Annotated in this window: 11 protein-coding genes; all 11 read right to left on the bottom strand. The window is 59.0% G+C overall.

Features of this window, described 5'->3' with window-relative positions:
- Positions 1 to 86: 86 nt before the first annotated feature.
- Positions 87 to 1,925 carry a DUF3141 domain-containing protein gene (locus tag AC1RWI_RS02725; protein ID WP_492864428.1) on the bottom strand — a complete coding sequence of 613 codons (1,839 nt, stop codon included), beginning with the start codon at positions 1,923 to 1,925 and terminating at the stop codon, positions 87 to 89.
- A gap of 11 nt (positions 1,926 to 1,936) precedes the next feature.
- Entirely contained in the window at positions 1,937 to 2,554 is a 618-nt protein-coding gene (locus AC1RWI_RS02720) for a YqaA family protein (protein ID WP_492864426.1), read from the bottom strand.
- An 11-nt stretch (positions 2,555 to 2,565) separates the two neighbouring features.
- Positions 2,566 to 4,992, bottom strand: a complete 2,427-nt coding sequence (locus tag AC1RWI_RS02715) for a heavy metal translocating P-type ATPase (RefSeq protein ID WP_492864424.1) — start codon at positions 4,990 to 4,992, stop codon at positions 2,566 to 2,568.
- 40 nt (positions 4,993 to 5,032) lie between these two features.
- Positions 5,033 to 5,839 carry a polyphosphate kinase 2 gene (gene ppk2 / locus AC1RWI_RS02710; protein ID WP_492864422.1) on the bottom strand — a complete coding sequence of 269 codons (807 nt, stop codon included), beginning with the start codon at positions 5,837 to 5,839 and terminating at the stop codon, positions 5,033 to 5,035.
- Positions 5,817 to 7,760: an ATP-dependent zinc metalloprotease FtsH gene (ftsH, locus tag AC1RWI_RS02705; RefSeq protein ID WP_492864420.1), complete on the bottom strand. Its 1,944-nt coding sequence runs from the start codon at positions 7,758 to 7,760 to the stop codon at positions 5,817 to 5,819. Before ftsH ends, ppk2 begins: the two co-directional genes overlap by 23 nt.
- A gap of 145 nt (positions 7,761 to 7,905) precedes the next feature.
- The gene (locus tag AC1RWI_RS02700) at positions 7,906 to 8,172 is read right to left on the bottom strand and encodes a DUF5676 family membrane protein (RefSeq protein WP_492864418.1); all 267 of its coding nucleotides are present in this window, start codon (positions 8,170 to 8,172) and stop codon (positions 7,906 to 7,908) included.
- A gap of 44 nt (positions 8,173 to 8,216) precedes the next feature.
- Positions 8,217 to 8,879, bottom strand: coding sequence for a methyltransferase family protein (locus tag AC1RWI_RS02695; protein ID WP_492864416.1), 663 nt, complete (start codon positions 8,877 to 8,879; stop codon positions 8,217 to 8,219).
- Positions 8,879 to 9,151: a DUF2933 domain-containing protein gene (locus AC1RWI_RS02690; RefSeq protein ID WP_492864414.1), complete on the bottom strand. Its 273-nt coding sequence runs from the start codon at positions 9,149 to 9,151 to the stop codon at positions 8,879 to 8,881. The genes AC1RWI_RS02695 and AC1RWI_RS02690 overlap by 1 nt, the downstream gene beginning before the upstream one ends.
- A gap of 39 nt (positions 9,152 to 9,190) precedes the next feature.
- Entirely contained in the window at positions 9,191 to 9,493 is a 303-nt protein-coding gene (locus AC1RWI_RS02685) for a YHS domain-containing protein (protein ID WP_492864412.1), read from the bottom strand.
- Positions 9,494 to 9,508: 15 nt separating this feature from the next.
- Entirely contained in the window at positions 9,509 to 9,730 is a 222-nt protein-coding gene (locus AC1RWI_RS02680) for a hypothetical protein (protein ID WP_492864410.1), read from the bottom strand.
- Positions 9,727 to 12,084, bottom strand: a complete 2,358-nt coding sequence (locus AC1RWI_RS02675; RefSeq protein ID WP_492864408.1) for a heavy metal translocating P-type ATPase — start codon at positions 12,082 to 12,084, stop codon at positions 9,727 to 9,729. The genes AC1RWI_RS02680 and AC1RWI_RS02675 overlap by 4 nt, the downstream gene beginning before the upstream one ends.
- Positions 12,085 to 12,216 lie beyond the last annotated feature (132 nt).

The raw sequence follows: 12,216 nt of genomic DNA, 5'->3' as shown, positions 1-12,216 counted from the left end.
CTCCCGAACCGCCCAGGCCGTTCGACACAGGAAAGGTTCTGGGCGTCGATACAAGACCACTACGGCGAACATCAGGCTTGTCAATCTCAACATCCACAGTTACTTGTTACCGGTACATCCGGTACATCTGACTGAGGCAGTGGGTACGGCATGGGCTGCCCATAGAGCCATAGAAACGCAGTTTCAGCCGCCAAATCACGCGCTATCCGAGTCGCTTGGAGTGCGTGGGTGAGCATCGTGCTGAACTCCTCTTCCGCTGAGCGCCATATGTTGTCTGCGGGCACCTCTTGCCGGATAGTCCGGACCTTCTCGGCCGTTACCGACACGAGCGACAACCAGGGCTGGAATCGCTCCGACCACGCGTAACAAGAGGAGCGCATAGGATGGGCCCATTTCTGCCACTCCGCCCCCCACGGCGTCGCCATCGCACGGACAAATGGACTCAATAGCTGGTCGTAGACCTTTTCATTGAATTCCGAGACTGCCCGCACGCGCTCAAACACGGCATGTGGGTAGGGGAAGTGGATGTCCTCGACGCGGCGTGGCTCGAACGCGACCTTAAACTTTGGACTGTCCACTAGCGATTCACCCGGGCCTCCGGGCACCTTCATTTCATATAGGCCGGGGGGCAGCGCTTCAATAGCTTCCAGGCTTTGCAAGATTGCCCGATGCTCGTGGCGCGCCACGCTTGCGGAGACGAAGATGCCAAGATGGCCAACGTGCGGGTTGGTCAGGTACACAATCCGCTGGCCGGCGGCCATGAGGTCCTCTGTGTTCTTGTAGACAATGGGAATCCAGCCCAGAGCCTGATGTGGGGGCGTGATGTTGTCACCATAGGACGCGAAGATGACGAGTGGCTTGCGAATCCGGCGTAAATCGACGGTGCAGTCACAATCCACACGGACTTCTCCGACTTCCAGCTTGTTGCCCACAAAAAGGTCTTGAACCGTTGCGACCAGCTCTTCGCGACTTAGGAAGTAAAAGCCGTTCCACCAGCGCTCGAAATCCAGGAATCGCTTGCCTTCACCGTCCGGGTTGGCGAAGACGGTATATAGCTTTGTCCAAAGAGCCGACTCTGGCTTCAGCGTCTCGAAGTTCTGTACCAGCCATGCTCCATCAAAGCGACCGTTCCCCAAATCGGCGAGAAAATTCGCAGCCCACACACCACCACAAAATGCCCCTAGTAGGCGCATCGGGTTGACGCCTGCCTCACCGGACCAATACGACAGCGGGGAACCATTCAGCACGGAGAGGCCCGCGACGTGCTCGCAGCAATGAGCCGATAGCAGCACGACCTCCCAGCCGGCCTGGCAGTTTCCATAGAGCACGGGTGCTGAGCCATCATGCCGTCGCGCGACCTCCTGGACAAAGCAACGCAGGGCATTGAGTACGTCGCCAAGGGTCTGTCCGGGGCATGGAATCGGGAAGAAGCTGACAAAGTAGACAGGATGGCCTTCGGCGAGTGCCATGCCGACCTCGGAGTCACGCTTGAAGCCGCCGATGCCGGGGCCGTGGCCTGCGCGTGGGTCAATGACGATGACGGGGGCGGCCCCAGGTCGTAGACGCTGCTCCAAATGGTCCGTGCCACAGCGCGTGATGCGCAACAGCGCGTAATTGGCCGGGCGCTCAAAGTTGCGTGCGTCGAGCAGCAACTCATAGTCGAAATGAAGCTGGGGTGGTAGCCCGGCTTCTTCGTGCGCGAGCATATTGTTAGCGCGCTGCCGCAGGATATCGACGAAGAGCATCCAACGTTGTGCGAAATCTACCGAGTAGTCCCACCACTGACGAGTAAGGGGCGCTGCCGGCTCCGCCTGCGGCGACGCATCTTCGACCATTGGCAGGGCGACGGATACCACTCCAGGCGCACCCGACTTCGATTTTGTCCGCGCGGTGCGTGGCCTGCGCTGTAACGTGCCTTCAGCCATGGCGCACCTCGTCACTTTCTGTGAAACGCATAAATTCCCTCTGTGTCACTATGCATAGAATCGTGGGCACGGGCAGCAAGCCATGCGGTGAAACCATATTTTGCGAGTTTGCCGCCGAAAATTGCGGAAAATACAGCAAATGGCGAAAGCTCAGCCAGCGCGACGACGACCAGCGCTGGTGTTTGCGGCAATGGTGAGGCGGCGATAACCAGCAGTGCAGCGAGGCCATAGTTCTCAGTCCAGCCGGCAATCGTGACCCACTTGGTAGAGCGCATGAGCTCGGGCAGATAGCCGAGCAACTGCACCCAGCCGAGATGGTGGAAGACGACGTAGAGGATGAGCGCTCCAGCGCCGCTTCCGAAGGCAGCAAATAGCGCCACTGCCTTCCAGCGCCGCGCATTAAACAGTACGGCTGCTGACAATATCGGAACCACAGGTACGCACATGCTCAGGGTAGCAAGGAACGCCAGCCCTCCAACCAAGACTGGGTAGGCCCTTCGGTCGGCTCGCTTGTTCAAGAAGTCGAGGACACTGGCGAAGACCAGTCGGGCGAGTTTTTTCGTGTGAGGGGTGCGTGCCTTTCCGCGAGCGGGTGGGCCTGGCTGCTGGCGTTTAGCCTCTGTATCCATGGCGGATATGCTCAACCCGCAATCGGTGCCGCCACATCTGCGGACGATACTGGTGGCGATGGCGCACGGATGCCGGCGAGCTTGGTCCGCTTCAGCAAGAGTGCATTGATTGCCACCAAGGCAGAACTGCCTGACATGGAGAGCGCCGCTATCTCGGGGCTCAATGTGAAGGGGTAGAGTAGGCCTGCTGCGAGCGGAAATGCGATTAAATTGTATGCCACCGCCCACCAGAGATTCTGGTGCATCTTCCGCAAAGTGGCGCGAGATAGCTCGATGGCTCCCACCACGTCGAACGGGTCGCTCTTCATCAGCACGATGTCGGCGCTCTCCATGGCGACGTCGGTGCCTGCCCCGATGGCGAAACCGACGTCCGCCTGGGTTAGCGCAGGTGCGTCATTGATTCCGTCGCCCACCATCCCCACTTTTTTGCCTTGCGCTTGTAGCTCACGGACCTTTTCCGCTTTCTGCCCGGGAAGCACATCGGAAAGCACCAGGCCTATGCCCAGACTGGCCGCTATACGTTCTGCCGTGGCCTTGTTGTCTCCGGTCAGCATCGCCACCTCCACACCTCGCTCGCGCAATTTCTTGACAGCGGCGGCCGAGGTTGGCCGTGGCGCATCGGCGATTGCAATCAAGCCAATCAACCTCCCTCCATGTGCAACATGTATGACCGTCCGTCCGGCGCCTTGCATCTGGTCGGCCTTCTCGGTAAGACCGTTCATATCTACGCGCTGCGCCTCCATCAGCTTCCGGTTACCGAGCAGTGCGGTTTGCCCGTCTACCTCCGCCTTTGCACCCATGCCATCAATATTGGTGAAACCAGTGGTCGCCGACCTCGCGAGTGCGGCGCTCCGTTTGAGGATTGCCTGGGCCAGCGGGTGCTCCGACCCCTGCTCGACAGACGCTGCGAGGGCGAGCATCGCGTCCGAGTTCACATCTCGGGGCGTGAATATATCCACCACTTCAGGCTGACCCATCGTCAGTGTTCCTGTCTTATCGAAGACGACAATATTGAGCTTGGTTGCGTCCTCCAAGGCAGCGGCATTCTTGAACAGAATTCCATTCATCGCGCCGAGCCCCGTTCCGACCATCACGGCCATCGGGGTCGCCAGTCCGAGGGCATCTGGACAAGCGATGACAAAGACGGTGATGGTGAGCGTCAAGGCGAACAGCAGGGGCTGGCCTAGCCACCAATACCAGGCGATGAAGGTCAGGATGCCAATGCCCAGAGCGGCGAGCACGAGCCATTGCGAGGCACGGTCCGCCAGCAACTGCGCAGGTGCTTTGGAATTCTGTGCTTCCTGCACCAATTTGACGATTTGAGCCAGTGCGGTGTCGCTGCCGACTCTAGTGGCGTGGTAGCGGAAGCTGCCACTCTTGTTAATCGTGGCGCCGATGACGCTGTCGCCTGGCCCCTTTCTCACGGGTAGGGACTCGCCGGTCAGCATCGATTCGTCCACTTGCGAACTACCGTCTATGACCTCGCCATCGGCGGGAATCTTATTGCCGGGCCGAATGATGACGACATCCCCCAATTTAACCTCTGCAGTCGGTATTTCAACCTCGCGCCCGTTGCGCATGACGGTAGCCTTCGGGGGCGCCAGGTCCATCAACGTGCGAATGGCGTCGGACGCGCCCGCTCGTGCGCGCATCTCCAGCCAGTGTCCAAGCAGAATGAATACCAGCAGTACGGCGGAGGCTTCGTAAAATTGCTCACCGGCGAAGAGGAACGTTGCCCCGACGCTGAACAGGTAGCCCGTGCCGACTGATAGTACGACCAGCGTCGCCATATTGAGGGCGCCATTCCTGAGTCCTCGCCAGGCGGACACAAAGAAAGGCCAACTGGGGTAGAGGATTGCCGCGCTCGCCAGGAGGAACAGCCACGTATTCAGTGCCATGCCGAATGGCGGTGCAGGCATGGGAATCTGCATTCCCATTGGCGCGTAGAGAAAGATGGGAACCGTGAACACCAGGCAAATCCAGAAACGGTTCCGCATATCGCGGACCATCTCTTTCATGTCCATGCCGGCCCCGTGGCCCATCTCATGGGCCATCATCTCATGCCCTGCAGGCTTTCCCTCGGCATCGTGAGTGGCCGGGTGGGCATGTTGCGGCTGCCTGCCGGGCTCGGCTCGCAGGGGTACCGTGCCAATCCGTTCCGCGCTCAAGGCGATGGCTGGGAGGTCGCCAGGTGGGTCTTCTGGCACGCAAACATGCCGAGGCACTAACTCGCCACGGCAATGATGGCCACACTCCGCCAGCCTCTCCTTAATTGCGGTCAGATTAGTGACAGTTTCATCATATTTCACTGTGGTGCTGCCAGAGACGCCGTTGACCTCGGCCCTGATGACCCCTTGTAGCCGGGACAACTGTTTTTCCACCCCACGCGCACTCAGGACGGATAAGAGCCCGCCGACTTCAATGATGCTGGTCTTCATCTTGCCCCCTAGGCAGGCACTGCCATGTGTGGCGATCGGTTCACTTTGCAATGGCTCCGCTCAGCAGGTGTTCGTCAGCATAAGGAAACACAATCTGCCGACTTGGGCGAATCAGCTCCTCATCCTTGTCCGGATAGTGAAGACGATGCAGCAAATCCTTGATGACATTGAGGCGCGCCAGGCGTTTATCGTCTGCGCTGACGACGTTCCAAGGCACGACAGCGTTGGTGCGAGCAAACATCTCGTTTCGAGCCTTGCTGTACTTATTCCAAAGCGAGACTGCCTGCTCGTCGATGGGGCTTATCTTCCACTGCTTTAGCGGGTCGCGCCGACGGTCCTCAAGTCGCTTCTTCTGTTCCGGCTTGGTGATGTCCAGGTAGTATTTGATGAGACGAATGCCAGAACGAACCAGCATGCCTTCGAACTCAAGGACGCTAGACATGAACTCCTCGTGCTCGGCGTCAGTGCAAAAGCCCATCACGTGCTCGACACCTGCCCGGTTATACCAACTGCGATTAAAGAGCGTGAATTCTCCGGCAGCAGGCAACTCCGCCGCAAATCGTTGGAAATACCATGAGCCTCGGTCGCGGTCGGATGGCTTCCCGAGCGCAACCACTCGCGTTTCGCGCGGGCTGAGATGTTCCACGATGCGCTTAATCGTTCCGTCCTTCCCGGAGGCATCTCGCCCCTCGAAAATGACCAGTATCCGGTCGTTGCAGCAGAGGAAGTGCCTTTGCAGTTTCACCAGCTCAATCTGAAGTAAATGCAGTTCCTCTTCGTATTCGCCATGCGAAATGGAACTGACTTCAGCGTCATCCCCTTGGTTATTTGCCTTCGTTTTCTTCATTGTTCCGCGTCCGTGGGTCTGGTGTTTCGGCAGTCTCTACAGCGTGTTTTCCCGGCGTCAGCGGGGTAACTTTGTCGGATAGCAGCAAGTCGAGGGCAGACCGGTCTACGACCTCTTGCTCGAGCAGTAGCTTGGCCAGTGCGTCGAGTTTGTTCCGATTTGCCAGCAGTGTTTGCTTCACTCGCCCGTTCGCATCGGCCAGAATCTGTCTGACCTCGGTATCAATCATCTGCGCCGTGCTTTCACTGTATTCCTTGCGCTCTCGTGGCATCATGCCAGCGCCCATGAACATGGGATTTCGCATTTCCTCATAGGTTGCTAGTCCAAGCTGTTCACTCATCCCAAACTGGGTAATCATCTGGCGCGCCATATCGGTGGCGCGCTGCAAATCGTTCTGTGCACCGGTCGACACATCCCCAAAAGCAATTTGCTCGGCGACGCGGCCACCGAGCAGCACATCAAGTCGGTCAAACAGTTCGCTCTGCTTCAGTAGATAGCGGTCCTCCGTCGGTGTTTGCTGCGTGTAACCAAGCGCGGCCACACCACGCGGAATGATGGAGACTTTTGAAACGCGGTCAGCGCGTGGCCGCGACTCCGCCACGATGGCGTGACCCGCTTCGTGGTAGGCGATGGTTTCTTTCTCCTGCGGATTCATCACACGGTTCTTCTTTTCCAGGCCGCCTACGATGCGGTCCAGCGCCTCGTCAAAGTCCGGCATCTCCACCGCATCCTTTCCTTTGCGAGCCGCCAGCAGCGCTGCCTCATTGACCAGGTTGGCGAGGTCGGCTCCGGCGAATCCAGGTGTGCGCGCCGCCAACTTTGTTAGCTCAACGGTGGGGGCGAGGACAACGTTTTTGACATGGACCTTGAGAATCTGCTCGCGGCCTTTCAGGTCTGGACGGTCGAGCGCGACATGGCGGTCAAACCGCCCGGGACGCAACAGCGCCGGGTCCAGAATTTCAGGACGGTTGGTAGCCGCCATGATGATGACCCCCTTGTTGGTATCGAAGCCGTCCATCTCCACCAACAGCTGGTTCAGCGTCTGCTCGCGCTCCTCGTTGCCGCCCATTGCGTTGAACGCTCGGGTTTTGCCCAGAGCGTCTAGCTCGTCGATGAAGATGATGCAGGGCGCCTTGCTCTCGGCTTGGTTGAACAGGTCGCGCACCCGTGCGGCACCCACGCCGACGAACATCTCAACGAAGCCGGAGCCGCTCATGCTGAAGAACGGCACAGCAGCCTCCCCGGCAACGGCCTTCGCGAGAAGCGTCTTCCCAGTCCCTGGAGCGCCCAGCAGTAATACGCCCTTTGGAATCTTGCCGCCCAGGCGCCGGTAGCTCTGGGGGTCCTTCAGAAAGCTCACGATTTCGGCGAGCTCCTCCTTGGCCTCATCGATGCCAGCGACATCGGCGAAGGTCACGCCAGTTTCCTTCTGCATATAGACCTTGGCCTTGCTCTTGCCTATTTCCATCATCCCGCTGGCGGCCCCGCCCATACGCTTAATCATGAAGCTCCAGATTGCAAAGAACAGGAGCGCCGGCACAATCCACGAGAGCAGGACGCCAATCCACTTGCTATCGGCTTCCCCGACGAAGCGTACTTTGGCCGCTTCGAGGTCTTGAACCAGATTGGGGTCATTGACCCGGAGCGTGGAAAACTGATGGTCGCCTTTCCCCTCGCGCAGCATCTCGTCGACCTGCTGCTTGGGAAGAAATTTATCGATGCCCTCGGTGCTGAGCGTACCCGTGATGGCCGCCTCCCCAAGCGCGACGTTCTTGAGCTTGCCAGCCTTGAGCAGGACCTTGAAATCGCTGTATGGCAGAGTTTCGATATGAGAGGTGCCTATGTAGCTCTGTATGGCAAGCATCATCACGGCTGCCGCAAGTACGTACAAGAGGGAGAACTGTTGTTGACGCGGTTCCATTGGGGGCCTTTTATCTTCTTCGCAAACAGCAGAGTCCGACGTCCAAAACCGGGCGGCGGCGGGGAGTCAGTTCGGAGGTGCGGCCAGGTCGGCAAACGTGCTGGGTGCTGTACCTTTGCCGTGGCAGCAGTTCCGGTTCCTGGGGTCAGTCGTTTCCTCGCAGCATATTTTGTAACCACGCAAAGAATGCGCCGGCGGCGAAGAACCAGACCGCGAACACGATGGCCGGATAGATGACCGCCCACCACGTAAGCGGTTGACCCGTCTGAAGGCGCCGGAAATCGAGCCCATGAAAAAGAACGTTCATGAAATTCATGAACGGCTCAGGGGCCGCCATCCAGACTATCGTGCACAGTGCGTAGAAGAGCACGACTGTGGCCGACAGCGTCACGCCAGTTTTGAAGGGCTTCATGGCAAGCTCCAGATAATGGTTAGAGTCTCCGTTCTGCAGTGAACTCAATGTGGGGTGGTTCGCGGTGTATCGCTGCCCCAGTGCGGAAGGAACGGTGGTGTGCGTCTGCAATATTCCTCGTACTCCTGGCCGAACTCCGCAAGGGCTTCGCGCTCCTCCGCCTTGGCAAGTCGAACGTACATCCAGACCAGCACAGGGAACATGAGAAGCGTGACGATGGTCGGCCACTGCAGGAGGAACCCGAGCATAATCAGGATGAACGCGACATATTGCGGGTGCCGGATGCGGGCATAGAGCCCGGTGCTGGCCAGGCGACGCTCCTGCTGCGCCAGATACAGTACCCGCCACGCGGAAGAGAGCATGATGAAGCCACCAAAAATCAGAATATCGCTCATCAGATGGAAGGGCCCAAGGTGCGGGTTGCCGCGCCAACCGAAGAGCATTTCAGGAAGATGTCCGGCATCATGGGAAAGAAAGTCGATGCCGGGGTACTTCGCCGAAAGCCATGGCAAGAGGAAATAGATGGTCAGGGGGAATCCATACATCTCGGTAAAGAGCGCCACAATGAAGGCAGAAAAAGCGCCAAAGGAACGCCAGTCACGCTCGGTCTTTGGCTTTGTGAAGCTGAACGCGAAGATGATGAAGATGGCGGAATTAATAATCACCAGCGACCAGAGGCCGTACCCGGGTTGCGTGTCGTGTTGCATCAGCGCTCTCCCTTAGTATTCATATCTTTCGGCGTTTCATCTTTTCCATGGCCTTGACCGTGACCGTGACCATGGCCGCCGTGCATGAAGAGGTGCATTAGCGGACAGGCGGCCAGCAGGAGGAAAGGCAGGAACTGAATGAAGTGCGCCCGGTGTTCAGTCCACAGGAAGTATCCAATTACCAGTAGAAAGCCAATCGTAACGACCTTGGACCTTGAAACCGTTCGTTGGGCATGCTCCGGTCGTTCATGGTTGTCGTGGTCGTGGTTCATACTTTCCTCTGGTGGAATGGATGCTATTGACGGTTCCGGCTAACAGCAGCCGTGGTGGCGATGGTGCTGGTGGGCGAATCGTTCAGGGTTTTGCTGAAACACCGTGCGCGAACTCTCGGATTCGAAAAAGAACGTCTTTCCTTCGAAATTCGCCGTGATGGCGTGGGTGGCATCGACCTTGTTGCCCGTGACGGGGTCGTGTGTATCGTGCCTGGTCCCCTGACTTGTGTGCGAGGTATCGCTATTCTCGCTGTTCCGGCGAGCCATGAATCGACGCCACATCAGTAGCGCCAATGCCGCAGCAATGAGGAGCCATGCCGAATTCTGTGTAAGCCAGTTCATTGATGGACCTCCTCTTCAAGGTTTGTCGCGGCTTTTGAGTTCACCTTCTACTGCGTTTCGGATGTCCTGTTCGCACTGTCGTGAGAGTCGAAGGCTTACCCAGACCACCACGACGGGGCAGGAAAGCAGGAGTAGCGCGACCAGTATCGTGAGTGGTGAAATCCCAAACCAGTACACGATGGCTGCCGCCAGCAGCGTCGCAAGGGCGGCGCAAATCCATGCAACCACGTGTTTCATCTCGCCCCCTGGGGCGTGGCGGCGGGTCCAAGCTTTACACGTTTGAGTAATGCCGAATTGGCTACCACACTTAGTGACGACAGCGCCATTGCCGCCGCCGCCAGGATTGGGTTAAGCAGACCGAGGGCCGCCACCGGGATGCCGATGGAGTTGTAGATGAACGCCCAGAACAGGTTCTGCTTGATTTTGCGCATCGTCGCACGCGACAACTGGATGGAAGCAGCCACGTCCCGCACGTCATCGCGGATTAGGATGATGCTGCCCGTTTCCTTGGCAACATCCGAGCCAGAGCCGATAGCAATGCCGATGTCGGCTGCCGCCAGTGCCGGCGCATCATTGACCCCGTCACCCACCATCGCTACGACTTCGCCCTGCCGCTGCAGGGTATGTATGGTCTCCACCTTGTCTTCGGGCATCACCTCGGCGATGACCCGGTCGATGCCAACCTGCCGCCCGATGGCTTCGGCGGTGCGGCGGTTATCACCGCTAAGCAGCACAACCTTGACGCCGCGCGCCTTCAATTCACTTATCGCCTCGGCGGCCTCAGGCTTCACTGTGTCCGCGACGGCAACCACGCCGAATAACTGTTTGTCGCAACCGACGAGCATGGCCGTCTTGCCGTCGGCTTCGAGTTTGACCAGGGCCGCTTCCACCTCGTCGGTTGGAATCGCCTGGCGTGCAAACAACCTTCGGTTACCGAGCCACACCTGCTTGCCGTCAACCAGACCCTGAATGCCCATTCCAGAGAGTGCACTGATTGCACTCGCTTTAGGAATGACAATGGCACGATGTTGGGCCGCGCGGACTATCGCTTCACCAAGTGGGTGCTCGGAACCAGATTCCACTGCCGCAGCGAGCGCCAGTAGTTCCGATTCCTCTCGGCCAGCGAAGGGGAGGATATCGGTCACTGTTGGTTCGCCGCGCGTAATGGTCCCCGTTTTGTCGAAGACGACTGTGGTCAGCTTTTCAGCGCGCTCGAGCACTTCACCGCCGCGAATCAGGATGCCGGCGTCCGCCCCCTTGCCGACGCCGACCATCAACGCGGCGGGTGTTGCCACGCCTAGCGCACATGGGCAGGAGATAATCAGGACGGCCACAAACGCCAGTAGCCCTTGCGGGAAGTGGCCGGCCACCGTCCACCCGACCAGGGCTAACAGCGCGACGGAGACGACCGCCGGCACAAAGTACCCGGTCACCTGGTCTGCCAGCCGTTGAATCTGCGCGGTACTGGCCTGCGCATCCTCGACCATTTTGACAATCTGTGCGAGCGCTGTATCGGCCCCGATTTTTGTCGCCTGGAAGGTAAAGGCACCGCTACGGTTTAGCGTGCCCCCAATCACGGCGGCGCCTGGTTTTTTCTCAACCGGCATGGATTCGCCAGTCAGCATCGACTCATCGACGCTGGACTGCCCATCTACAACCTTTCCGTCCGTGGGAATCTTCTCGCCTGGCCTCACGATGACCGGCTCGCCGACCATGATGCTTTCGGCAGGAATCTCCACTTCCTTCCCATCGCGAAGCACGTGGGCAACTGCAGGACGAAGGTCGAGCAGACGGCGTACTGCGGCGGAAGACTTCTTCTTGATGATTTCCTCCATGTACTTGCCCAGCAGCACAAAGGCAATAATCACCGCCGACACCTCAAAATAGACATCCCGCTCGGCAATCTTGACTGGCAGCCAGGAAGGGAAGAACAGCACGACCACGCTGTAGAAGTACGCGACCGAGGTGCCCAGCGCGATAAGGAAGTCCATGTTGATATTGCGCGTGCGTATTGCGTTCCACGCGCCTTTGTAGAAGCTCCATCCGCCAATGAACTGGACGGGGGTGACCAGGAGAAACAGCCACATGCCCCAAGTGAACCACGGTAAGGCGGGAATCGGCGCCCACGTCAAGAGGGTCGCGCCTGCCGCCAGCGCCAGGAAGGCGCCTGCCCGTAGCACCGCCAGCGCGAGCACGCCCGTGAGAGCGATGGTCACGCGCGTCTTCATGGCTTTCATCTCGCTCTCTGGCGACTCGAAAGTGCGCAGACAGCTCTCGCTACAGAAGTAGTACTTGCGGTTGCCACGCTCGGTCGACAGGGCCGTCGCCTTGTCGACCATCATCCCGCAGATGGGGTCCTTGGCGAGCTGCTTCGCGCCGCTGGAAGCCGATGTGGTCGCTGGTGCTGCAGGGGCGACTGCAAGTGGGGTTGCAGTGCTTGTGTCACCTGGCGAGCTACGCTCATCCGCCGGACGGGGCATATATTGCGCTGGGTTGGCGAGGAAGACCTGTTCGCAGCGATGCGAGCAGAACCAGTAGCGTTTCTGGTCGACCTCCGTGCTGGCAGCGGCTTCCCCGGGTGAGATTTCCATGCCGCAAACCGGGTCCCGCACCCGTTGCGGGGGCGCGGCTGTGCCTTGGGCGGTCGCCGGGACCGTCTGCGCATCGGTAACGCCGTATTTGTCCCCATAGGGGCTAGCGGAGCTCGTGGGCATCACATCCTC

It is taken from the genome of Cupriavidus sp. MPR-AND1C (genome assembly GCF_058809705.1).
The sequence above is the reverse complement of the archived record's forward strand: the minus strand, read 5'-3'. Positions and strand labels throughout refer to the sequence as shown.

What these genes read in the sequence shown, in the direction of transcription:
- AC1RWI_RS02720 (WP_492864426.1), bottom strand. Translation starts at nt 2,554, where the DNA reads ATGGATACAGAGGCTAAACGCCAGCAGCCAGGCCCACCCGCTCGCGGA.
- AC1RWI_RS02675 (WP_492864408.1), bottom strand. Translation starts at nt 12,084, where the DNA reads ATGGAAATCTCACCCGGGGAAGCCGCTGCCAGCACGGAGGTCGACCAG.
- AC1RWI_RS02685 (WP_492864412.1), bottom strand. Translation starts at nt 9,493, where the DNA reads ATGAACTGGCTTACACAGAATTCGGCATGGCTCCTCATTGCTGCGGCA.
- ftsH (WP_492864420.1), bottom strand. Translation starts at nt 7,760, where the DNA reads ATGGAACCGCGTCAACAACAGTTCTCCCTCTTGTACGTACTTGCGGCA.
- AC1RWI_RS02700 (WP_492864418.1), bottom strand. Translation starts at nt 8,172, where the DNA reads ATGAAGCCCTTCAAAACTGGCGTGACGCTGTCGGCCACAGTCGTGCTC.
- AC1RWI_RS02715 (WP_492864424.1), bottom strand. Translation starts at nt 4,992, where the DNA reads ATGAAGACCAGCATCATTGAAGTCGGCGGGCTCTTATCCGTCCTGAGT.
- ppk2 (WP_492864422.1), bottom strand. Translation starts at nt 5,839, where the DNA reads ATGAAGAAAACGAAGGCAAATAACCAAGGGGATGACGCTGAAGTCAGT.
- AC1RWI_RS02695 (WP_492864416.1), bottom strand. Translation starts at nt 8,879, where the DNA reads ATGCAACACGACACGCAACCCGGGTACGGCCTCTGGTCGCTGGTGATT.
- AC1RWI_RS02725 (WP_492864428.1), bottom strand. Translation starts at nt 1,925, where the DNA reads ATGGCTGAAGGCACGTTACAGCGCAGGCCACGCACCGCGCGGACAAAA.
- AC1RWI_RS02690 (WP_492864414.1), bottom strand. Translation starts at nt 9,151, where the DNA reads ATGAACCACGACCACGACAACCATGAACGACCGGAGCATGCCCAACGA.
- AC1RWI_RS02680 (WP_492864410.1), bottom strand. Translation starts at nt 9,730, where the DNA reads ATGAAACACGTGGTTGCATGGATTTGCGCCGCCCTTGCGACGCTGCTG.